At 42.9% G+C, this 22,743-nt stretch carries 22 protein-coding genes, 1 pseudogene and 2 riboswitches; all 23 genes and pseudogenes read left to right on the top strand.

Annotation, left to right across the window (positions count from 1 at the left end; translation table 11 throughout):
• The first annotated feature begins 132 nt into the window (after positions 1-132).
• Positions 133-1,415 (top strand): annotated as a pseudogene (locus AC1ECB_RS10890) (glycosyltransferase family 2 protein).
• Positions 1,416-1,523: 108 nt separating this feature from the next.
• On the top strand, positions 1,524-1,901 hold the full coding sequence (gene queD / locus AC1ECB_RS10885; protein ID WP_485668721.1) for a 6-carboxytetrahydropterin synthase QueD: 378 nt from the start codon (positions 1,524-1,526) through the stop codon (positions 1,899-1,901).
• Between the two features lie 36 nt (positions 1,902-1,937).
• Entirely contained in the window at positions 1,938-2,693 is a 756-nt protein-coding gene (gene surE / locus AC1ECB_RS10880; RefSeq protein ID WP_485668720.1) for a 5'/3'-nucleotidase SurE, read from the top strand.
• A gap of 75 nt (positions 2,694-2,768) precedes the next feature.
• Positions 2,769-3,182, top strand: coding sequence for a TIGR04086 family membrane protein (locus AC1ECB_RS10875; RefSeq protein ID WP_485668719.1), 414 nt, complete (start codon positions 2,769-2,771; stop codon positions 3,180-3,182).
• Between the two features lie 188 nt (positions 3,183-3,370).
• Positions 3,371-4,018, top strand: a complete 648-nt coding sequence (gene ppaX, locus AC1ECB_RS10870; RefSeq protein ID WP_485668718.1) for a pyrophosphatase PpaX — start codon at positions 3,371-3,373, stop codon at positions 4,016-4,018.
• 15 nt (positions 4,019-4,033) lie between these two features.
• Entirely contained in the window at positions 4,034-4,825 is a 792-nt protein-coding gene (gene mtnP / locus AC1ECB_RS10865) for an S-methyl-5'-thioadenosine phosphorylase (RefSeq protein WP_485668717.1), read from the top strand.
• A gap of 12 nt (positions 4,826-4,837) precedes the next feature.
• Complete coding sequence (gene mtnA, locus AC1ECB_RS10860) at positions 4,838-5,881, top strand: S-methyl-5-thioribose-1-phosphate isomerase (protein ID WP_485668716.1); 1,044 nt, start codon at positions 4,838-4,840, stop codon at positions 5,879-5,881.
• A gap of 17 nt (positions 5,882-5,898) precedes the next feature.
• Positions 5,899-7,140 carry an adenosylhomocysteinase gene (locus tag AC1ECB_RS10855; RefSeq protein ID WP_485668715.1) on the top strand — a complete coding sequence of 414 codons (1,242 nt, stop codon included), beginning with the start codon at positions 5,899-5,901 and terminating at the stop codon, positions 7,138-7,140.
• A 26-nt stretch (positions 7,141-7,166) separates the two neighbouring features.
• Positions 7,167-8,447, top strand: coding sequence for an amidohydrolase (locus tag AC1ECB_RS10850; RefSeq protein WP_485668714.1), 1,281 nt, complete (start codon positions 7,167-7,169; stop codon positions 8,445-8,447).
• 124 nt (positions 8,448-8,571) lie between these two features.
• Entirely contained in the window at positions 8,572-9,735 is a 1,164-nt protein-coding gene (locus AC1ECB_RS10845) for an aminotransferase class I/II-fold pyridoxal phosphate-dependent enzyme (RefSeq protein ID WP_485668713.1), read from the top strand.
• Positions 9,736-9,754: 19 nt separating this feature from the next.
• Positions 9,755-10,102, top strand: coding sequence for an ASCH domain-containing protein (locus tag AC1ECB_RS10840; RefSeq protein ID WP_021170503.1), 348 nt, complete (start codon positions 9,755-9,757; stop codon positions 10,100-10,102).
• A gap of 39 nt (positions 10,103-10,141) precedes the next feature.
• Positions 10,142-10,714: a phosphate propanoyltransferase gene (gene pduL, locus AC1ECB_RS10835; RefSeq protein ID WP_485668712.1), complete on the top strand. Its 573-nt coding sequence runs from the start codon at positions 10,142-10,144 to the stop codon at positions 10,712-10,714.
• Positions 10,715-10,910: 196 nt separating this feature from the next.
• Entirely contained in the window at positions 10,911-11,627 is a 717-nt protein-coding gene (locus AC1ECB_RS10830; protein WP_485668711.1) for an SAM-dependent methyltransferase, read from the top strand.
• A gap of 109 nt (positions 11,628-11,736) precedes the next feature.
• Positions 11,737-12,654 (top strand): patatin-like phospholipase family protein, encoded by a 918-nt coding sequence (locus tag AC1ECB_RS10825; RefSeq protein ID WP_485669319.1) that lies wholly within the window; start codon positions 11,737-11,739, stop codon positions 12,652-12,654.
• A gap of 40 nt (positions 12,655-12,694) precedes the next feature.
• Positions 12,695-13,708 (top strand): chymotrypsin family serine protease, encoded by a 1,014-nt coding sequence (locus AC1ECB_RS10820; RefSeq protein ID WP_485668710.1) that lies wholly within the window; start codon positions 12,695-12,697, stop codon positions 13,706-13,708.
• An 80-nt stretch (positions 13,709-13,788) separates the two neighbouring features.
• The gene (locus AC1ECB_RS10815; protein ID WP_485668709.1) at positions 13,789-14,400 is read left to right on the top strand and encodes a ribonuclease H1 domain-containing protein; all 612 of its coding nucleotides are present in this window, start codon (positions 13,789-13,791) and stop codon (positions 14,398-14,400) included.
• 324 nt (positions 14,401-14,724) lie between these two features.
• Positions 14,725-15,171 (top strand): hypothetical protein, encoded by a 447-nt coding sequence (locus AC1ECB_RS10810; protein ID WP_485668708.1) that lies wholly within the window; start codon positions 14,725-14,727, stop codon positions 15,169-15,171.
• A gap of 117 nt (positions 15,172-15,288) precedes the next feature.
• The gene (locus AC1ECB_RS10805) at positions 15,289-15,537 is read left to right on the top strand and encodes a hypothetical protein (protein ID WP_485668707.1); all 249 of its coding nucleotides are present in this window, start codon (positions 15,289-15,291) and stop codon (positions 15,535-15,537) included.
• 46 nt (positions 15,538-15,583) lie between these two features.
• A complete protein-coding gene (locus tag AC1ECB_RS10800; RefSeq protein WP_485668706.1) occupies positions 15,584-16,396 on the top strand; it encodes a hypothetical protein in 813 nt (270 codons plus the stop codon).
• Between the two features lie 137 nt (positions 16,397-16,533).
• A riboswitch (cobalamin riboswitch) is annotated at positions 16,534-16,714 on the top strand.
• A 351-nt stretch (positions 16,715-17,065) separates the two neighbouring features.
• Positions 17,066-18,016: a sirohydrochlorin cobaltochelatase gene (locus AC1ECB_RS10795; RefSeq protein ID WP_485668705.1), complete on the top strand. Its 951-nt coding sequence runs from the start codon at positions 17,066-17,068 to the stop codon at positions 18,014-18,016.
• 22 nt (positions 18,017-18,038) lie between these two features.
• A riboswitch (cobalamin riboswitch) is annotated at positions 18,039-18,219 on the top strand.
• A gap of 314 nt (positions 18,220-18,533) precedes the next feature.
• Positions 18,534-20,177, top strand: coding sequence for a hypothetical protein (locus tag AC1ECB_RS10790; protein ID WP_485668704.1), 1,644 nt, complete (start codon positions 18,534-18,536; stop codon positions 20,175-20,177).
• Between the two features lie 4 nt (positions 20,178-20,181).
• Positions 20,182-21,906: an ABC transporter ATP-binding protein gene (locus AC1ECB_RS10785; protein ID WP_485668703.1), complete on the top strand. Its 1,725-nt coding sequence runs from the start codon at positions 20,182-20,184 to the stop codon at positions 21,904-21,906.
• Positions 21,854-22,741 carry an energy-coupling factor transporter transmembrane component T family protein gene (locus tag AC1ECB_RS10780; protein WP_485668702.1) on the top strand — a complete coding sequence of 296 codons (888 nt, stop codon included), beginning with the start codon at positions 21,854-21,856 and terminating at the stop codon, positions 22,739-22,741. The genes AC1ECB_RS10785 and AC1ECB_RS10780 overlap by 53 nt, the downstream gene beginning before the upstream one ends.
• Positions 22,742-22,743 lie beyond the last annotated feature (2 nt).

Genomic DNA, 22,743 nt, shown 5'->3' with positions numbered 1-22,743 from the left:
AGACAGCAAAAAATAAATCATGTACCTCAAAAATCAGCATATGATTTATTATGAAAAGTTTCAGGAAAACCGTGTATAAATCCTGTAAACCATGGTATTCGTTAACACAGGATTTTGTAAGGAGAATAATCCATGAATTATATTTTTGATTATATAATGATTCCCATGCAACTCATTATTGTTTTTTTACTCTGTACTACTTTTTCCTTGCATTTTTTGGGATTTTTAAAAGACATGAAAGTAAAATTACTACTCCCAAGAATACATTCGCCGTTATCGTGGCTGCCCATAATGAAGAACAGGTCATTGGTCAATTAGTAGAAAATTTACATATACTTAATTATCCCAGTGAACTGTATGATATTTACGTCATAGCGGATAACTGCAAAGATAAAACAGCCCTGATTGCAAAAAATGCCGGTGCAATTGTGCACGAGCGGTTTAGTCTTGATCAGAAGGGCAAAGGCTATGCTATGGAGTGGATGTTTGAAAAACTGTTTACACAGAAAAAACAGTATGATGCGGTAGTTGTCTTTGATGCCGATAATTTAGTAGATACAAATTTCCTTCTGGAAATGAATAATCGCCTGTGCAAAGGCGAAAAGGTCATTCAAGGCTACCTTGACGCCAAAAATCCGAATGATACCTGGATTTCGGCTACTTTTGCCATTTCCTTCTGGGTGGTAAACCACATTTGGCATTTGGCTAAATATAACGTAGGGTTGTCAAGTGTTTTAGGCGGCACCGGCATGTGTATTTCAACAGATATCCTCAAAAAATTTGGTTGGGGTGCCACCTGTCTTACCGAAGATATGGAATTTACGATGAAAGTACTGCTGATTGGTATTCGTACCACGTGGGCGCATGATGCCATAGTTTATGATGAAAAACCGCTCACATTCAAACAATCATGGAAGCAGCGTAAACGTTGGGCCCAGGGCCACTTTGATGTTGCCGGTCGTTTCATTCCTAAACTACTTATAGAAGGAATAAAACGGCGCGATATTAGAATTTTGGATGGCATACTTCATTTGATTCAACCGTATTTCTTACTATTATCAACAATGTTTGTGCTATTCAGTTATATTGGTTATATTACGCCATTTTATACCAATATTCTTTATATGGTTTTGCCTATTGAAGTGTGGACAATTATTGGCGTTGGCCAATATATTTTTCCAGCGATTATTTTGTTTAAAATTCGTGCTAACTGGAAAACATGGATTTATTCCATTTTCTACCCGCTTTTTATATACAGTTGGATACCAATAACGTTCGTAGGTTATCTACACCGCCATGAGCGCAACTGGAGTCACACTAAACATACCCGCAGCCTTAGTTATCAAGATGTACTTTTAAGTAATTCGACTGAGTTTTCCAAGGAAAGCCTTGTAAGTAAGCAAGCTATCAAATAAAAGGTGAGTTAACACTCATCTTTTTTTATATACAATTGAATACTTTGACAGAGTGTTCCAAAGTATATCTATATCCTAATAAAATGTATTGTTCAAGGAGGCGTTATTATGTATGAGTTAACTATTCTTGCTGAATTTGAGGCTGCCCATCAATTGCCTGACTATCCGGGTAAGTGCAGCCGTCTGCACGGACATAATTGGAAAGTGGAAGTTACTGTTACTGGTCATGAACTTAATCATTTAGGCATGGTAATGGACTTTAAAGACCTTAAGGCCGAGGTCGGCAAAGTAATTGACAAGCTTGATCATTATTATTTAAACGATTTGCCGGCTTTTAAGGCAATGAATCCTACTGCCGAAAATATAGCAAAATATATCTATGATTCCTTGGCGAAGCAGTCTATCTTTCAGCAAACAATTAAAATACGCTGTGTCCAGGTATGGGAATCTCCCCGGTCAGCTGTTAAATATTGTCCACAGAATTAGAGTGTGATAAATTATAATGTTGGGGGGTTGTGGCTTTTGCATATACTATTGACAAATGACGACGGCATACTTGCACCAGGAATAAAAGCACTATGGCAAGAATTATCTCACTTTGCCAGAATTTCGGTGGTAGCGCCAGATAGTGAAAAAAGTGCCTCAAGTCAGGCCATTACTGTACATCATCCCATTTGGGTAGATGAACATCCTTTAGATGCCAATATTTGCGCTTGGCGGGTCGGCGGCACACCTACCGACTGTGTTAAAGTCGCTTTAGAATCTCTGTTGGCAGATGATCTACCTGATATTATTGTTTCTGGAATTAATCAGGGTTCAAATATGGGTACCGATGTTTTATATTCAGGTACTGTTAGTGCTGCTATTGAAGGGGCACTGCATGGTTTGCCGGCAATCGCGATGTCATTAGACAGTTGGGAGACCTTTGATTTCGAACCAGCCGCCAAAACGGCAAGAAAAGTGATTGAAACCATGATTAATCGAAGTTTACCACCCAATACCCTGCTTAATGTCAATGTTCCGGCTTTACCAGAAAGCCAATTAAAGGGGATAGCCATTACCAAGCTGGGCGTTCGAAACTATGAAAATACGTTTGAACGCCGCCAGGATCCCCGCGGTCGCACCTATTACTGGATGAGTGGTCATGTTTCAGATACCGAAAATGCTCCAGACAGCGACATAGTTGCTGTCCAAAACGGCAAGATTTCAATTACACCGATTCACTTCGATTTAACCAACTATGGGATTATGAATGCATTAGGGACCTGGGGTTTATAAACTTATCAGAAGTCCGGTATATTTGGCCATTATTTGCATAAATTTACAGTAAAAGGTTTTGCAGGAGGGAGTATTATGGCCAAAGCTTCCAGACGGACAAAAAACCCCCAAGTCCCACGAAATATCACTAGTTCTATGGCTATTTTCAAAGGAGTAACTGTTAGTATTGTTATCTCACTCATTTGTGCTGTAGGCCTGTCGATAATTAGTCTGATATCTGAAAATGGATTTATCGACAACTATCTTGAATACATAATGGTAGCAGTTACGATGATTAGCATTTTTGTTGGCAGTGTTTATGCAACAAAACAAACAGCTGCAAAGGGCTTACTTATAGGCTGTGCTGTTGGTATTGTATATGTACTATTCTCAGTAGGTATCGGAATTGAACTAGGTCAGGAGCAGATATCCTGGCTTATGCTGGGTAATAAGATTGCTGCTGGTAGTTTAGCCGGGGCATTAGGCGGCTTTATTGGCGTAAATTTGTAATTTATGCCAACTGTGTAAGCAGGGATTTTTTTTTTAATCTTGAATAATTACTTACATAGCTTGACTGGAATAATGTCGCGGAGAAGTGGGCAATTTTATGTCCACTTTATAAATTGAAAAATAAGATCAAAATACTATATAGGGTGGACAAGCAATTCTTTTTTAGCGGCATATCTAGGAGGATAACATTGGAATTTAAAGGAATTTTATTTGATCTGGACGGTACACTGATCGATACTTCAAATTTGATCGTCCGTTCTTTTCAACACACCTTTATACAGCATTATGGGCGAACACTTACTCCGCAGGAAGTATATGCTTTTTTTGGTAAACCCCTCAGAGATGCCATGGAGCATTACGGCCCGGATAAAGTTGAGGAACTAATTACGACATATCGTCAGTTCAACCTTACCTATCATGATGAACTGACGACCGGCTTTGCCAGTGTACCGGAAACTATGCAGAAACTCTATAACAATGGCATACTTCTGGCGATAGTGACGTCAAAGTCCAAAAGTACTGCTATCCGCGGATTGAAGCTGTTTGCTATGGATAAATACTTTTCTGTCGTTATTGGTCATGAGGAATGCCAAAAACATAAGCCAAATCCTGAACCGGTGCTGCGGGCGCTGGAGCAAATCAAACTTGCGCCGGCTGAATGTTTAATGGTGGGCGACAGCCCCTTTGACCTGGCCAGTGCACGTGCAGCCGGAGTTAAAACTGCCGCTGTCCGTTGGACGCAAATTGCCTGGCACCAGCTGCTTGCCGAGCAACCAGACTATGTGCTTACTACTATTGAAGATTTACTAACTATCTGCAATATAGAAAATAAATAGGCAGGGTGATAAACTATGGAAATTGCCATCATTGGCGGAACTGGTGTATATGATCCCAAAATCTTAAATAATATTCGGGAACAATGGATTCCTACTCCTTATGGTATTGTACATTGTAAAAGCGGTGAATATGCTGGTAAAGAGGTTGCATTCATCCCGCGCCATGGCAGTAATCATTCGATTCCGCCACACTTAATTAACTACCGGGCCAATATCTGGGCCATAAAAAAACTAGGTGTACAAAATATCATTGCGACAACAGCTGTAGGTTCACTTAATCCGGACATGAAACCAGGCGAGTTTGTAGTTATTGACCAATTTCTTGATTTTGTAAAAAACCGGACAACAACCTTTTATGAAGGTGGGGAACGGGGTGTTGTTCATGTTGACGTAACAACACCCTATTGCCCGTCAATCCGTAATGTAATGTTTGAAGCTGCCAAAAAACTTTCCATTCCTTTTCATCAGCAGGGGACATATATCTGCACTGATGGTCCTCGCTTTGAGACACCGGCTGAAATTAAGATGTTTGCTAAATTCGGCGGTGATGTTGTTGGCATGACCAATGTACCGGAAGTAGTTTTAGCCCGAGAGGCTGAAATGTGTTATGCCACAGTTTCGATGGTTACCAACTTTGCTGCCGGTATTTCGCCGCAGCCGCTAACCCATCATGAAGTCCTGGAAACTATGCAGGCTAATACCGAAAATATTAAACGGCTGATTCTCGCAACTATAGAACAGTTGGCTCCGGAAACTGATTGTACCTGTAAGCATGCTTTAGCCGAATATGGAGGATTTAAACTGTAAGGAGGCTTACCCATGCGTTCTATTGTTTGGTCAAATAATTGTCTTACCCTGTTAAATCAGACCTTGTTGCCAGCTAGGCTTGAATATATTGAGTGTCATGACTGGCAGCGGGTAGCAGAAGCCATAAGACGGCTGGAAGTGCGCGGTGCTCCGGCGATTGGAGCAGCAGCAGCTTTCGCTTTGGTGCTGGGTGCCGGCAAGCTTACTGAACTTGCTATGCCTGAGTTTAAGGAAAAAGTAACACAAATTGCCAGTATACTCCGCCAAACCAGACCAACAGCAGTAAACTTGTTTTGGGCGATTGACCGCATGCTGACTGTCCTTGACCAAATGGCCGAAAATACCGATAGTAACGCAGCTATTACGGTGTTAGAACAAGCAGCGATTGCAATTGCTGAAAAAGACAAAGCGGTAAATGAAAAAATGGCAGTTCACGGGGCAAGCCTGTTTACTAAGCCTACCGCGGTGTTGACCCATTGCAACGCCGGAGCTCTGGCTACAGTAGCCATTGGCACAGCCTTGGGGGTCGTCTGTAAAGCATGGGAACAGGGCAATATTACCCAGGTCTTTGCCGATGAAACCCGGCCACTATTACAGGGGGCCAGGCTCACCGCCTGGGAACTAATGCAAGCCGGCATTCCAGTAACTTTAATTACCGACAATATGGCAGGCTGGGTCATGAAAAATAATATGGTTCAGGCTGTTATCGTCGGGGCTGACCGGATTGCGTTAAATGGTGATGTTGCCAATAAGATTGGTACTTACAGTGTAGCCGTGCTGGCTAAAGAGCACGGTATTCCATTTTATGTCGCTGCACCATCATCTACGTTTGACTTCACTATACATTCCGGTGCTGACATTCCCATAGAAGAGCGGTGTGCAACTGAGGTTACATCTTTAGGTGGCAATTGTGTGGCACCACAGGGCGTAAACGTATTTAATCCAGCCTTTGATGTAACCCCCAATAACCTGGTAGCGGCCATTATTACTGAATATGGTATACTACGTACGCCCTATAACCAGGCCATTAGCCAATTAGTCCAAAAATGCAACTAACGGAAGGAGATTATATTATGGAATCAATGATTCGCGATAGTAACTTAGCGCCGCAAGGCATGGATAGAATTAACTGGGTTAAGGAATTTATGCCTGTTCTTAATACCTTAAATGCAGAATTATCTCAGACAAAACCACTAGCTGGCAAAAATCTAGTTATTACCATGCACCTGGAGGCTAAAACAGCCTATCTGGCACTAGTACTTAAAAATGCGGGGGCTAATGTGACCGTAACGGGCAGTAACCCGCTTTCGACACAAGATGATGTAGCGGCTGCCCTGGCATCGCAAGGTGTCAAAGTTTTTGCATGGTACAATACTACCGCCGAAGAATACGAAACGTTTTTACACAAGGCCCTTGATACCAAACCTGATATCATTGTTGACGATGGCGGAGATTTGGTGTCATTACTCCATGGTGACCGCAGTGATATGCTGAAAAATATTCTCGGCGGTTCTGAGGAAACAACAACCGGTGTCCTGCGATTACGGGCATTAGCTGACGCCGGTCGTCTAAAATTCCCGATGATTGCGGTAAACGACGCCTATTGCAAATACTTATTTGATAATCGCTATGGTACCGGTCAGTCTACCTGGGATGGTATCATGCGGACAACCAACCTTACAGTAACCGGCAAAACAGTGGTTGTCGCCGGCTATGGCTGGTGTGGTAAAGGCGTGGCTATGCGTGCCAAGGGTCTGGGAGCCAATGTTATTATTACCGAAATTAATCCTATTAAAGCGATTGAGGCCGTATTTGACGGCTTTAGAGTGCTGCCTATGCAGGAAGCTGCCTCACAGGGCGATATCTTCGTTACCCTAACAGGCTGCAAGGATGTTATCCGTCGTGAACATATGGAAGTCATGAAAGCAGGTGCGATCATGGCAAATTCCGGTCACTTTGATGTTGAAATTAACAAAGAGCACTTAACTGCTTTAGCTCAGACCCGGAAAACAGTACGTAAAAATATTGAAGAATTCGCTATGCCTGACGGACGTAAACTATATCTGCTGGCTGAGGGTCGTCTAGTTAATCTGGCTGCCGGCGATGGCCATCCAACAGAAATTATGGATTTGTCATTTGCCATGCAAACACTAGCTGTGCTTCATATTGCCGAAAATCACGCAAAATTGGATAATAAGGTATATACGGTGACAACAGAAATGGATAACCGCGTTGCTGCACTTAAATTGAAAGCTATGGGCTTTAGTATTGACAGCCTTAGCGCTGAACAGGAAGACTATCTGCATAAAGCCTAGTTCTGAAATGCAAAGGGGGCTAACAAATGATAACTATGCTGCTTAAAGACGGCGACGTCCTTTGCCCTGACGGGCAAGTACGCCAATTAGATATTGCCATCAACGGTTCGCTTATTACTCAAATTGGATCTGTCACAGAGCAAGCTGACAGGATAATCAATTGCCAAAATAAATTAATCGTACCCGGTTTTGTTAATACCCATACTCATGCAGCTATGACACTCTTTCGAAGCTATGCTGACGATATGATGCTCATGGATTGGCTGCAAACAAAGATTTGGCCTGCTGAAGAAAACCTGACAGCAGACGATGTTTATTGGGGAACGCAGTTAGCCATTGCTGAAATGATTAAATCCGGTACTACTTGCTTTGCGGATATGTACTTTTTTATGCCTGACGCCGCCAGAGCAGCAGCCGAAAGCGGTATTCGTGCCGTATTAGCAAGAGGAATGGCCGGAGTAGCCCCAACAGCCAATCAAGCGCTGGCTGAAAGTGAAAACTTCTATAAAGAATGGCATCATGGAGCTGACGGTCGAATCACTGTTATGCTGGGGCCACATGCGCCCTACACTTGTCCGCCGGAGTATCTAAAAAAAGTAACAGCCTTGGCTGCCAAAATAGGAGCACAAATCCATATCCATTTATCAGAAACGGCCAGTGAAGTCGCTGATTGTCAAAAACAATACGGTAAATCGCCAATTGCGCTAATGCAGGAGTTAGGTGTTTTTGATTATGGTGTGTTAGCTGCCCACTGTGTGCATGTATCGCCGGAAGATATTGCTATCATGAAGGATAAGAAGGTAAGAGTGGCCCATAACCCGGGCAGTAATATGAAGCTAGCCAGCGGGGTGGCGCCGGTTCCGGATATGCTCCAGGCTGGAATTTGTGTTGGTTTAGGGACTGATGGCGCAGCCAGCAATAATAATCTTGACTTGCTGGAAGAATTGCGCTTAGCAGCAATGCTTCATAAAGTTCACCGGTTAGACCCATTGGCGATTCCTGCCAAAACAGCCGTAGACATGGCAACCAGCCAGGGGGCTGAAGCACTGGGTTTGGGCAATATAACCGGAAAAATCCAAAGTGCTTACAAAGCAGATATAACTATCTTTGAGATGCAGGAACCCCATTGGTATCCGCGCCATGATCAATTATCGCTCTTGACGTATGCCGCCAGTGCCCGCGATGTTCATACAGTAATTGTTGATGGTAAGATCCTAATGGATAATCATCAGCTTACCACTATCGACCAGGAACGTTTGCTATCCGAGGTTGGCCGTCGTGGTATGAGCTTAATCAACAAATCATAGACTAAGTGAAATCATAAACTTTTTTTGGCTATTCAACAGGATTTGTCCTGCCAGTATTGAATTAATAAATATAGATCGTACATAGTGACTAAACCTGTTATCTAAGGATAAATGGAGGGCAACCATGTTTGAGCAAGCCAAACGTATGCAAACACTAACTTCTGCTGTTTTTACGCAAGTGGATGATCTGCGTAAAGCCGAAGTTGCTGCTGGCAAAGATGTTATTACTTTAAGTATCGGTAGTCCTGATATGGCACCTGCGCCGCATATTGTGGAAGCACTAAAAAATTCTATCGATTGCTGTTTTAATTATGGCTATACCTTATCAAAAGGAGATCCCGGGCTATTAGACGCTATCTCCAAATGGTATTGTAAATTTGGCGTTGAACTAGATCCGGAAACCGAAATTCATTCGCTTATTGGCTCGCAGGAAGGCTTAGCACATATCGCCTTGTGCCTTGTTAATCCTGGTGATATCGTGCTTGTACCTGATCCGGGCTATCCTATATTCAGCGCCGGTCCGCTTGTTGCCGGTGCTGAAATCTACCGTATGCCGCTTACTGCTGCCAATAACTATCTGCCTGATTTGACGGCGATAAAAGAGAATGTACTAAAACAGGCAAAAATTATGATTTTGAATTATCCCAATAATCCATTGGCTGCTACAGCACCACGTAGCTTTTTGGAAGAAGTTGTCGCTTTTGCCAAGCGTCATAACATTCTGGTTTGCTACGATTTCGCTTATAGTGACTTGGTATTTGACGGCTATCAACCGGATAGTTTCCTGTCTATTCCTGGTGCTAAAGATATCGGTATAGAGTTTAATTCGCTGTCAAAAACCTATAATATGGCAGGTTGCAGGATCGGTTATGTTGTAGGTAATGCAAACGTAATTTCAATCTTAAGTCGTCTGAAATCTAATTTTGACTACGGAATTTTCTATCCAATTCAGCAGGCCGCCATAGCCGCGCTTACTGGTCCTCAGAATTGCGTTAGTGAAACAGCTGCTATCTATCAAAAACGCCGCGATATTATTGTTGATGGTTTCAATGAACTTGGCTGGAAGGTAGACCGTCCCAAAGCATCAATGTACGTTTGGGCTCCAGTACCTACTAAACAATCATCCTTTGATTTTACCGTCTCACTGTTACAAAATACCGGAGTTGCTGTTATCCCAGGCAGTGCTTTTGGTAATTGCGGTGAAGGTTATGTACGTATAGCACTGGTACAGTCTGAGAGCCGACTAACAGAAGCCGTATCGCGAATTAAAAAATGGCTAAGTTATTAGTGAATAGGAGGATTTTGGGATGAAAGCATTGAATTTTTATTCATCTAACTATCACAGTCAATTGGTTTGTCGCCGTAAAATTTGCACTATACGGCTTGGTGACAAGACGAATAAATACATGGAAGGCGATATTGTATGGGTAACTGTTGGCAAACGCTTTTCCCAAAAGAAAAGAATATTTACTGCGGCTATTGACCGTGTTTTAGTTAAGCCGATAGCACAATTAACCATAGATGATTTACAAGGTGAAAATCCGGATCTTACCAGCATCGATGATTTAATGGTCTTTTTGCAATCTATTTATGACAAGACCTTAACCTGCAGTGATCTTGTTACTGTAGTGTATTTCTCTGAAGTCATCGAATAGCAGGAAGAATATATATTATTTAAAGGAGTGCATTTATCTATGTCTAAAGCAATTCCCGTAGGTGTTTCAGCCCGCCATGTACATGTAACCCGTGAACATCTTGATATCCTATTCGGTGAGGGCCATCAGCTCACTGTAAAAAAACCTCTGTCACAGCCTGGTCAATTTGCTTGTGAAGAACAGGTCGATTTGATTACCGAAAAGGGTTCTTTCAAAAAAGTTCGTATTCTTGGGCCTGAGCGCAAACAAACGCAAGTCGAGATTTCCCTTACTGACTCTTTAAAACTTGGCATCAAGCCTCCTGTTCGTGATTCCGGCAACTTAGCAGGTTCACCAGGACTTACTATAGTTGGTCCTAAAGGTCAGGTAACAATAGAAGAAGGTGTTATTGCCGCCTGTCGCCACATTCATATGACCATTGCCGATGCTGCTGAATTAGGCTTAAAAGATAAAGATATTGTAAAAGTTGCCTTTGGCGGTGAACGTGGTCTCATATTTGACCAGGTTTTAATTAGAGTCAGCGATAGTTTTAAACTTGATTGCCACCTTGACACTGATGAAGCTAATGCTGCTAAGATTGGTAATAGTGATACCGTAGAACTAATAAAATAGAGAAAATTGGAATCACCCCCATGTCGTGTTTGCTGATACGATATGGGGGGTGATTTTTATTTAATCAATATGCGGGAAGGATTTTTACTACAAATAGCGAATTTTTACAAATACTATATAATACCTTAGGCGCACATAATTGCGGAACAAATAAGGAAGGCTACTGCTGAAAAAGTATGTATTGGTGGTGTCAAACGTGAGTCATGAAACAATAGGTGATTACAAAACGTACTCCTTGGCTGGTACAGATCAGGAGGTCCAATTTATTACCCAGGTTCTTAAACTCAAACCCGGCGAATCTATCCTGGATTTGTATTGTGGTTATGGTCGACATGCGATAGAACTTGCTAAGCAGGGATTTAATATAACAGGCGTAGACGGGACCCAGGATTTTTTAGATATTGCTATCCAAAAATCCCGGGAGGCAAATGTCAGTATAACATTTATAAAAAAAGATATGCGGGAACTTGACTATAGTGAAAAATTTGCGGCAGTGATTAATATGTTTGCTGCATTTGGTTATTTTACTGATGAGGAAAACGCTACTATAATAAAACTAGTTGCTAAAGCCTTGCAGCCAAATGGTCTATTTCTCATTGATTTATTAAATCGGGATTGGATGGTTCGCAACAACTTAAATCGTTACTGGAGACATCCTAGCGGCGAATGCGTACTTTCCTATAAAGTGGAGCTCGAAAACGGTATTGCTACCATGAAACGACAGTTAATTAATCAGGTTACAGGCATTAAAACTCAGTATGAATTTGTTTTAAGAGCCTATTCACTCCCTGAAATGGCTAATCTATTTAGTAACAGCGGTCTTTCTATTCTAGCAACTTATGGTGGCTTTGACGGACGGTTATATAGCTCCGAAACTCCTCGCATGATCATTCTTGCAAAAAAAAATAGCTAGTCTAAACAGAGATCTGCATAAAGTCTCTGTTTTTTTTTGTGCTAATTTATATCATAGTTCGCTGTTCTTTCATAACATAATACGAAGAGGGAATGGCGAGGTGAATGACATGATTGTTACCATAAATAATCATTCGCGTGGCTCTCACCCCAAAGTAGGAGTTGCCTTAAGCGGTGGAGGACTGAAAGGAACATCACATATTGGAGTGCTTAAAGCCTTCGCTGATTATAACATACCAATTGACTATATCTCAGGAACCAGTGCCGGAGCAATAGTAGCAACCATGTATGCTTGCGGTTATTCACCACAGCAGATGCAGTCTATCATTCAAAGTATCAATATTCCGGATTTAATCGACTTAAAAGTAACTACTTCCGATCTATTTAAACATGGATTTAAATGGATGCTAAGTGGCAAGTTCCGTTTTTGGTCTGTACTACCTACAGGATTACTTAAAGGGGAAAAGATTGAAGCCATCCTGAGAAAATTGTGGCAGCAAAGGACTGTTCGCGATACGAAAATACCAGTAGCGATAACTGCTGTTGACTTGAATTCGGCAGATACCGTGTTTTTCACATCTCCATTGCCATGCACGCGAAGTATTCTTAATGCACGATATTATCATAATGCGCTGCTTTGTGAGGCTGTTAGAGCCAGCATCTCTATACCAGGAGTATTTTTTCCAAAAAAGTATCGGGGGATGACATTGGTAGATGGTGCAGTTAAAAATAATTTGCCTACAGATATATTAAACCATATGGGTGCTGAAAAAATTATTGCTGTTGATTTAGGCTATACTGGTCAGCCGAACTATGAAATCGACTCTGTTGGTGAAATACTGATGCAATGTATTGAGATTATGGGCAGAGAAGTCACTTTAATGAAATCTGAGCAGTATGCAGATATAATTATTAGACCACAAGTAGCTGATTTAAATCATAAAGATTTTAAACAGAATAACGAGTTTGTAAAACGCGGTTATCAAGCAGCCTTTGAAAAAATTAACGAAATTAAACAATTACTATAATCTGCTCTTACTGTAGGGAAGCACCGAAGGGGGAGAAGATATGAATATAGTGGATATACCCGGAATCTTTCATGAACTTGTAAAAAAGGATAACCTTGACAATAATATAGTTGGGGTTGGGCAAGGTCATAAATATGTTCGCGGTAAAAATACGGGAAAAGAAACGTTAACAATACTTGTCAAAAAAAAGTACCGTATCTCAGAGTTACAGCGCAGCGAGGTAGTACCAAAAACAATAGCTAACATAGCAACAGACATAATAGAAGTTGGCGATATTAGGCTGCAAAAAGAAAGATTAGATTTTAATCGTCCGGCTCAACCGGGAATGAGTCTGGGGCATTATAAGATTTCAGCGGGAACTTTCGGCGCAGTTGTTAAAGATAAAAACACAGGAGAACTCCTGCTATTATCTAACAATCATGTATTAGCAAATATCACTAACGGCAGCGACGCTCGCGCTAGTATTGGCGATCCTATTATTCAACCCGGGATATATGATGGCGGTAACTTAGAGAGCAGCACGATTGCCCATCTAGCGAGATTTGTGCCATTGTATAGTGAAATGTCTTTTCCACGCTGTAAAATTGCTCAGACCTTTGAATCACTGCTTAATAAATGCATTCACCTTTTTCAGCCCAGATATCAAGTTCGGGTATTGCGGGAAAGCGAAAAACTTAATTATGTTGACTGTGCCGTCGCAGTGCCGGTAAATCCAGCAGATATTAGTGCAGAGATATTAGAAATTGGTTTGGTAGCCGGCGTAAAAGAAGCAACTTTAGGCATGCCCATAAAAAAAAGCGGACGGACAACCGGGGTAACTTCCGGCCTGGTATTGGCAACAAATTTAACTGTAAAAATCAGTATGAGTAATCAAAAATATGGCATATTTACTGACCAGATATTAGCCGGTCCCATGAGTATGCCTGGTGATAGCGGCTCGTTGGTGCTAACAAATGATAATTATGCTGTCGGGCTATTATTTGCCGGCTCAGAACGAGCTACAATGTTCAATAAAATTCAACATGTTCTTGATAAACTTGATATTTGCCTGTGATTTAAAAAATTCATAATGAATTTACTGATATAACATGATAACATAGCATTAGGTTATATGGCTAAAATCAAGGAGGAACTATGGCACCAAAGAAATTTTATGCGGTAAAAGTGGGCAAACAACCTGGAGTATATAAAACATGGGCAGAGTGCCAAAAACAAGTGACCGGATACTCTGGAGCATTGTTTAAGAGCTTCCCTACTGAAGCGGAAGCTCAAGACTATATAAGCGGCAATGCTCCAGGTACACCGCTAGACAGCAATCAAGACGAAAGACCGGCAGGTGAGTACTATGATATATATGTTGATGGCAGCTATCACAACAAGCGCTATAGCTGGGGGTTTGCGGTGTACAATGGCTCAGAGGTAATCCATACAGCCAGTGGCGTAGGTCAGAATGCCGAAGCAGTTGCTATCCACAATATTGCCGGCGAGCTGGAAGCTACTATTGAAGCAGTAAAATGGGCTGAAACACAGGATATTGGCGCAATCACAATTCACCATGACTACATAGGTATATCTGAATGGGCTACAGGTAAATGGAAAACCAATAATAAGATTACGGCAGCCTATTCTGTATTTATTCGCCCTTATCTAAGTTGGGTAAGGTTTAAAAAGGTTGCCGGACATTCTGGTATTGCTGGCAATGAATTAGCAGACAAGCTTGCAGGAGAGGCATTAAGAAGGCAGTGAACAAGAAAAAATCTTGAACTCCTGCGGAACGCTTTTTCCGGCAAAGGCCGAGGGGTTACGGGAGTTACGAGGGGTGCGGGCCTCCTATGCCGGGGTCTTATACTTGAAACCCCTTGTTTTATAATGCCTCCATAACTCTCAAAAATATATACTCTCTTATCTTAGAACAAAAACGGTCCTCCAGATAGAATTTTAATAAATTTTGTGATATATTTAATCAGAAGTGTTCAACTTTCAAGGTTTACCAAGAAGTCAAACGAACTTTTCATGGCAAATGAGGAGAAATAATCGTTGTTTAGCACGCATTGCCGGAGGTGATAACGCATGTCTGGAAAATCGCTTTTCTTTTTAGAAGATATTGCAGACAAGCTTGAAGAAACGATGGATCACTGGGAACAGTATCTGAATATAGCGACAGGCGAGTTTGTCGCCCTTTCTGATGGAGTTTATATTGAAACAGACGAGGAACTGGCGGAGGAAATCGAAAACTCTCGTGATTATGTCAGACTTCCGAACCAGTATGATATTCGCGAGTATGACATTATGGAGGATTTCGCAGAGGCTACCATAGATGCCCGCAAACGCGAGCAGTTGTTCCGCGCATTAAACGGTAGGAAGCCATTTCGTCATTTCAAGGATACATTAAATTATGCTGGGCTTGAAAAGTCCTATTACGCCTTTCGCTCCCTGGCGTTCCTAGGGATTGTCAAGGAATGGTGCGAGGAAAACGATATACCGTACAAATACCGCGACAAACAGGAGAGAGAGTAAATGGCGATACATCCGATCTACAGATTTTATGCCGAACTTGTGGATTACACGCCGAAAATTTGGCGGCAATTTGAGGTAAATGGCAGTAAAACAATAGCGGAGCTTGGCTACATTTAGATGACCATGTTTGAGATGCAAGCCTGTCATCTTTTCTGCTTTACTTATGATTATGGCGCGGAAGTCCTTGAAGATATGCAAGAAAAGTATGAATTCCATAGCTGGGCAGCCCGCGACTTTATTCTTCTGAGGCAATCAAAAATTTTGCGTGTAGATAACTTAGAGGCTAACCTTGCAGATTTTGCTGTGAGGTTAGCCTTTTTGCGCGCAAAACTTCCGATTGAAACCTTCAAGAACCCCCCTTCATAAGATAATAGTGAAAAGACTAATGTTCTTATGAAGGGTGGTATATTTTTTGGAGACTGTAAGATTTGGCTATAAAGAGGAATTGGATCGTTTCACTGTGCCCCAAAACGTAACCTCAATAACAATTACGGCTATTGGTGCGAGTGGTGGAGCATCAACTGGTTTTAGTGGTTTTGGTGCAATAGTACAGGGTAATTTTACTGTAACACCAGGGGAAATTCTTGCAATTCTAGTAGGGGGAATGGGCTATGGTTCAGGTGGCAGCGGTGGCGGTGGCGGCTCATTTGTCTGGCGTGGCAAAGAATATTCCGATATTACTAAAAATAATGCCCTGCTTGTTGCCGCTGGTGGTGGTGGCGGGGCGGATACGGATTCAAATGGACTCAACGCATCAACTTCCCAAGAGGGTAATGCTGGAGAAAATAACACTGGAAGCGGGGGTACAGGTGGTTATGGTGGACTGAGTTCTGCCAGCGCTTCCGGTGGGGCAGGTATATTGTCAAACGGACAAAGTGCGCAAGGTAATTCAGAGGGTGGAACTGCGATTTATGCTGGTGCTAAAGGCGGAAGTGGAGGCGGTGGCTTTGGAGGCGGTGGAGGTGGTGCGGGTGATAGTGGACTAGGAGGTGGAGGCGGTGGTGGATTTAGTGGTGGCGGTGCTGGTTCTAATTTATGTGCTGGAGGCGGTGGTGGCTCCTACAATGCCGATCCTAACGGAACCATTGATCTTGCCCTTGAAAGATACGATAATGGCGAGGTTATTATAACTTATACGCCAATCCGTAGAGGCTATCAGAGTTTTTTTCGGGGACATAGTCATAGACGTAAGAGACTAGGGCGGCTGATTATAGACGTAGATTAACTTCAATGACCGGTAATAACGTTTACGTTAAAGGGCCGTATTGAAACATAAAGTTTCCATACGGCTCTTTAGATTGATAACTAATTAAGGCTTGACAACTGTTTTCAAGAATGATATTCTATTCATATAATAAAAAATTAAATATGTACGAGATAGGTGCCTTAAAGGCTTAATAGGGAAGTCCGGTTAAATGCCGGCGCGGTCCCGCCACTGTAACGGGGAGCAAGCTTAAGATATACCACTGGGACGATAGTCTTGGGAAGGTTTAAGCAAGTAACGATCCGGAGTCAGGAGAACTGCCTATCTGACAATCACCGTTTGTTACCCACGAGGTATGGGGAGGGGATTACAGTAAACGCTTTTAGCGTTCTGAGCTAATTCACTCCTGGTTTATACGCCAGGAGTTTTGTATTTACTCTACTGTTTATTACTCTCAACTTTTAACGGTTGAGAGTTTTAATATTTAAGCCATTTTTCTTTTCTACACTCCTTTTGAACATTGCGCTTTTTTGCGCGGGTCATTTTTGACCCTTTCTTTTTACAATTCTGCTATGATATAAATAAACCAATACGCAAGAGGTAAGTCTACTTATTATTTCAATATGGAGGTGAATTGAGTTCTCTGTAAATTTCCACTAAATATTTGTACTAAATAAGGAGTGAAGAATTTTGAAAAAAACCATTTGGATTATGATGACCTTATTTTTGATGACAGTATGTTTTGGGGTCCTTATTATTGGACAAAAAACCTATGCTGCCGAAGCAACAGCAGGGAAAAAAGCAATTTTAGTTGTAAGCTTTGGCACTACTTTTGCAGATACGCGTAAAATTACAACAGAAGCGGTTGAAGACAAAATTAAAGCTGCATTCCCTGATTATGAAGTTCGCCATGCATTTACCTCTCGTATTATTATTAAACGATTAGCTGATCGTGACGGATTGCACTTTGATACAGAAAAACAGGCACTTGATAAATTGAAAGCCGATGGTTATAAAGAAATTATTATTCAACCGCTGCATATGGAAGCTGGTGATGAATATGCAAAACTTATGCATGTAGTTGATAATTATAAGAAATCCTTTGAAAAAATTTCCGTTGGTCGCCCGGTCCTGTACTACACCGGACAAGAGGGTGAAAAACCGGATGATTATTTGATTGCCATTAAAGCAATGCAAACTCAATTCCCTAAATTAGGAAAAGGTGAAGCAATTGCCCTAATGGGTCATGGCGGCGTAAATCCTTCTAATACAGCCTATGCAGCCCTTCAAATGAAAATTCAGGATGCGGGTTTAAAAAATGTTTTTGTATTCACAGTAGAGGGTTATCCTACCATTGAAAATGTGATTAAGGAATTAAAAGACAATAAAATTAAAAAAGTTACTTTAATGCCAATTATGTTGGTTGCCGGCGATCATGCAAATAACGATATGGCTGGTGACGATAAGGAATCCTTTAAATCACAGTTGATCGCCGCTGGATTCAAAGTAGAAACCTATATTCATGGACTCGGTGAAAATGTTGGCATTCAAGATATCTATGTACAACATGTAAAAGATGCTATTACCGGAGCTTATACCGAAAGAAGCAAAGATCGTCCGGCCATTCCGGTTATTAATTAGACACAAATTTTTTTATGGAAAATTAAATATATCCGAGATAGGTGCCTTAAAGGCTTAATAGGGAAGTCCGTTTAAATGACGGCGCGGTCCCGCCACTGTAACGGGGAGCAAGCTTAAGATATACCACTGGGATGATCGTCCTGGGAAGGTTTAAGCAAGCATTGATCCGAAGTCAGGAGAACTGCCTATCTGACAATCACCGTGTTACCCACGAGGTATGGGGAGGGGATTTAGTAGGCACTTTCAAAGTGTACCTAGCTTAATTCGTTTACTGGTTATTACTCCTGACCTTCCACGGCCAGGAGTTTTAATATTTTAGTCCATTTTCTTTACGCTCCTTAAGAACTTTGCGCCGTTGGCGCGGGTCAATATTGACCCTTTCTTTTTTCAATTCTGCTATGACATAAATAATAGAATTTATGCAAGGAGGCTGCTTATACGACGATAAAAGAAAAAATGCATCCCTTAAAAAATACAGGGGCTGCATTTTTTTATCGCTAAAAAAGGGGGAAAGCATTTGCCCATCAAAAAAGCACTGACCGGTTTAGTAACAGTGCTGTTTGTATTGCTGACAATTACTGGTCAGGCCCAGCATGGCCTGTCTTTTTCCTGTCAATTTCCCTATTATCTCGGGAAAGTCAGGGATTCTGTGACTCCTGGTACGCAAGCAGCAGCGCTTTTTAGTATTGAAAACCGCGATTCAGCCGATAAAGCGATAGTCATAACTATCAGCCTGCCGCCGGGTTTTAAGCCTGCTGGTTCTCAGGAAAATTGGGAGATAAACCAACAAGCAGACCATTATGTTTTAACAAGGCAAGAACTGCTGGCAGGCGGTTACAGCCAGTGGTATGACTTACTGTCCTTTCAAGTGGCATCAGAGCTGCCGCCTGGTAAGTATACAGCTGCTGTTACAGCCGGAGAAATTACGCAGCAGGTGCCGATTAATGTAGAGGTAGGTACCGGTAAAGCTGCCGCTCCTGTAACCATGGCAGGTATTGTTTTACCTTTGGATAAAGACGGCAAAACAGATGACCGTATGGGTCGCAACGTCTTAGTATTACGAGACCGGCAATGGGACTATTACAAAAATCTAGTCGTCGGCAAAGGCGCCTCTAATCAGGAGATTGAAGCCATTCACCCGGTAACGCATTTGGGAGTGGATATTGTAAATCCGTCCGGGGTGCAGAAGCTGGCTGTTGTTACTGTCCGGCTGTTGGATGCAGCCAGTCATCAGCCGGTGAACGGCTTGTTTACTCCTGGCTCAACCAATGAAGATGTAAATGGCGGAGCACTGGACCGGCAAAAAAATTTTTTAGAAGCTTTTACAGCCTTAAATGGTGACTCCTGGCAACGTCTGCAGATACCGGTATATGCAGATGAACGTGATTTGACTGGTGGTACTTATATTCTTCAAGCAGAACTACAAGACGGAATAAAGCCGCCGCTGGTGTGTGAAGTGCCGCTTATTATTGTAAAAAAAGACAACAAGGCGCTGGTAGTGGTCAGTATGGCAACACTAATGGTACTGGCAGGTCTGTTTGTGGCACTTAGACGTTTGCGACAAGTGCTGACGGTGTTAAAAACACGCTGGCTGGTAACCATCGCTTTATTTGGCGCGGCTGCGTTTGCGGTAGTTAATGTTCCGTCAACCTTGCTAAATGATTTTTTTCATATTCTACTGGGGCCGTTCGGTTTTTTGATTACCGGCCTATTTAATGGTGTATTTCTCTATATGATGGTGGTGGCACTGGTTATCTTAATTCCCCGCCCGGGTGTAGTGGCACTTATGACCCTTGTCCGCATGCTCTTAGGTATGCTGGCTTTTGGACAAATTTCACCCATTATTTTGTTGAACTATGGTATGCAGGCGCTCTTGCTGGAGCTTTTGATTTATGGCAGCGGGATGTATGGCTGGCTGCAAAAACGGGAAGATGAAAGCATACCCTGGGGCAAAATCGTGCTTTTGGCTATTAGCTGTGGCGTGGCTGATACTATTTCAACATATGTAGGATTGCAGGCTATGGCATTTTTGTATCGCATGTATTATGCTGCCTGGTATATTGCTTTGGTTTTGAGCATTAACGGATTTATCTATACAGTAGTCGGCGCTGCCTGTGGCACAGCCTTAGGTAAACGATTAGCCAGAGTAGGGGGGGACTGACGAGATGGATAGTATGGTACAGCTATGTAATGTTTCATTTACCTATAGGCATCGCAGTACTCCCAGCGTAAAAGATGTTAGTCTCCACATTTCAGCAGGAGAATTCTTATTGCTGACAGGAGCAACAGGCTGTGGTAAAAGTACGTTATTGAAGATGCTCAATGGCCTGATTCCCCATGAAAGCGGCGGAACACTTGTGGGAGAAGTATTGGTCGGCGGGCGGTCTACGAGTGACTTAGGTGTGGCCGAGATGAGCCGCACAGTAGGCATGGTATTTCAAAACCCGGATGATCAAATTTTTTCAACAACAGTATTTGATGAAGTGGCCTTTGTTCTGGAAAATATGGGAATGACCTCCGCCCAGATTGAGCCACAAGTCAGGGAAGCATTGCAACTGGTAGGCCTTTTAGATAAGGCTGAAGCTAGTGTACATGCTCTGTCAGGCGGACAAAAACAGCGTTTAGCTGTGGCGGCTGTACTGGCAGCAAAACCCAGGGTATTGGCCCTGGATGAGCCTATTAGCCAGCTTGACCCGCAGGGAGCAGTTGAATTATTGTCGGTCTTAAGACAGCTGAATGCTAATCTGGGAATTACCATTATCATTGTTGAGCATCGGCTGCATGAGGTATTGCCTTTATGTCACAAGGTAGCCATTATGGATGCCGGCAAGCTGATTTGGCAGGGAAAATGTGAGGAGGCTTATGGCCGCCAGGAACTGTTCGCAGCCTATGGCCTCCGGTTACCGCAACCTGTTACCATCTGTCACCAATTAGGAGTTGCGGTGAGTTCGGCCAAGGTCAGTGAGGCTGTGGCGGCCATTCGGCAACGCTATGCTGTTCCTCACTATGAGGTGCTAGCGGCAGCGACAGCACCGGGCAGACCGGAGGAGTTGCCAGCAAAGCTACCAGCTGTTGTTACGGCCCGGAGTCTATCTTTTTATTATGATAATCCGACGCAGTTGATACTCAAGGAGGTTGACTTTACTCTTTTTCCCGGACAATTTATTGCTCTTATGGGGAATAATGGGGCTGGTAAGTCTACTTTGCTGCACTTAATTGGCGGTTTACTCAAACCGGCAACGGGTGAGATAGCAGTATTGGGGCAAGAGTCAGCGGTGTCGCCGGCAGTTGGCATGGTTTTACAAAACCCGGATTTTATGCTATTTAACAGCACCGTACGGGAAGAAATTGGCTTTAGTTTGCAACAGCAACGCAAAGGGGATGCTGCTGGATGGACAGGATATTGCCAGCTGCTGGTAGATAAACTGGGGTTAAGTGGCTTGGAAGAAGAGTTTCCATTAGCATTAAGCCGGGGTCAGCGGCTCAGGGTGGCCATTGCCGCCGTACTGTCCTGCAGGCCGCCTGTCCTATTGTTAGATGAGCCGACAACAGGCCAGGATATTGGACATATTGAAGATATTGCGTTGTTGCTCAAGGAATATACCAGGCAAGGCGGCAGTATTGTTTTTTGTACCCATGATACGGAAGTGGCTGCACGGTTTGCTGATCGCATTGTCGTTATGCACCAGGGACGGATTGTGGCTGATGGTGCGCCAGCTGCCATTTTTCAGGATCAGATTATGCTGAAAACCAGCGGACTTAAACCACCTGCGGTGCTGCTTACCGCCCAGGCATTGTATAATGGCACAGCACTTACCGTAGAGGAGGTGGTAGGGTATGTACGACAGACATGTCTGGGAAGCTACTCCGGGGAAAACCCTGCTTCATAAGCTTGATGTCCGTACTAAAATGGTGTTATTAATCCTGCTGGCAGCCATGGTGCTGATTGTAGACAGCCCGCGTTCATTATTTTTGTTATTTTGTCTGGCTCTTAGCCTGCATGTTGTTGCCCGGTCATCTCCAGGCAGATGGCGCATACTTATGGTTTTTATCCTGTTTGGCATCTGGGGATCAATGACAAGTCAGGCACTATTTTACACCAGAGAACCGCGAACTATTGTTGCTTGCCTGCTAGCGCCGACTACACCGGGTATTGGCGGATTGACCGGCGGAGTATACATCTACCGGGAGGGACTGGAATACGGTGCTGTGCAAGCGCTGCGTTCAGGCACGATGCTGACTCTGGGTTTATTGATTAACTGGACTTCTGACCCGCGGCAACTGCTGCGCAGTTTGTTGTCCTGGAAGCTGCCTTATGAATTGGGTTTTATGCTGATAACTGGTCTCCGATTTTTACCGGTTATCTTTCAAGAGACTGGTGTAGTGCTGACAGCGCAGCGCCTCAGAGGGTTTAACCCCTTTCGGGCACTATCACCCCAGCGACTGATTCAAACGGCTTTTCAAACATTATTTCCTATTTTGGCGCGGACGCTGCGCCGGGCAGCGACTTTGGCTTCTTCTGTCGAAAGCCGCGGTTTTGGCCGGGAAACACCGCAAGTGGTATTACCAGTATGGTCACACCAGGAACGTTTTTTTTGTCATACCATGCTACTGGCTGTGTGTGGCCTGGTACTCTTAAAAATCATGGATGCACTGCAATTTAGCGGACTTTATTATGTGTCCTCCTGGCGGGGGTTATATGATTTGATGAAAGTGTGGCTGTAAGG

The sequence above is a fragment of the Sporomusa sp. 246TCP1 genome (assembly GCF_057319775.1).
Note: the sequence above shows the minus strand (reverse complement) of the source record. Positions and strands in the feature narration are given on the sequence as shown.